Below are 901 nucleotides of genomic sequence, written 5' to 3'. Positions count from 1 at the left end.
TTATATCTCAGCGCTTAAACGTATTGGTAATGATAATTCATATAACTTTTTATTTATCTAAAATAATAATTTAGAAGCATAAATAACAATTACCACAGTAATTGAACTTAATAAAGTTGATAAAAAGACAAGTTCTGCTGCAAGTTCAGGATGATTGTCATACTCTTGCGCTATCACAGAACTATTTACTGATGTTGGCATTGCTGAAGCGATAAAAAGTGTTTGTGCAATCACTCCTTCAATACCCATGATTTTTATAATGATTAATGCGATAGCTGGTCCAATGACTAAACGTACAAATATAAAAATATATGATAGTGACCACTTGAAAGTAAAGTTTATATTCGCAATTTGTGCTCCTAGCATGATTAAAGCAATTGCAATCATCGCATCTGCCACATAATTAGCTGGTGTCCAAATAAATTCCGGTATGGGGATATCCGCATAATTTAAAATAATTGCAAGTAACAAAGCGTATAGCACTGGCATTTTAAAATACCCTAACATCGCTTTTAACTTTCCAATTTGTGCAGACTGTATTGCAAAAATGCCATACGAAAAAGTGAAAATATTTTGTAATGATAAAACGATGACTTGAACAGACATCGCGAGTGGATCTCCCTTAAACACTAAGTCATTAACTGGTACACCATAATTTCCAGAATTAAAAAATAATACACTATTGGTTAACGTCGTAGCTTCCCCTTTATCCCTATTGTTTATTAAAGTTAAAGCTTTGCCCACGATATATAAACAAATTATGTATATTATAAAGAAAACTACAATATATAATAATAAATGTAATTCAAAATTTGTCTTATAAAACTTTACAAAAATAAATCCTGGTACAAACACATATATATTTAATTTCGCTAAAGTTTTTAAATCTAGTGTGAACTTT

At 30.0% G+C, this 901-nt stretch carries 1 protein-coding gene; it reads right to left on the bottom strand.

The genetic code is table 11. The annotated features are described in order from the left end of the window. Positions 1 to 57: 57 nt before the first annotated feature. Positions 58 to 901, bottom strand: an 844-nt coding sequence (locus CD150_RS12940; protein ID WP_240621245.1) for an AEC family transporter, incomplete at its 5' end; no start/stop codon positions are given.

It is taken from the genome of Staphylococcus ureilyticus (genome assembly GCF_002902235.1).
GTDB lineage: Bacteria > Bacillota > Bacilli > Staphylococcales > Staphylococcaceae > Staphylococcus > Staphylococcus ureilyticus.
Note: the sequence above shows the minus strand (reverse complement) of the source record. Positions and strands in the feature narration are given on the sequence as shown.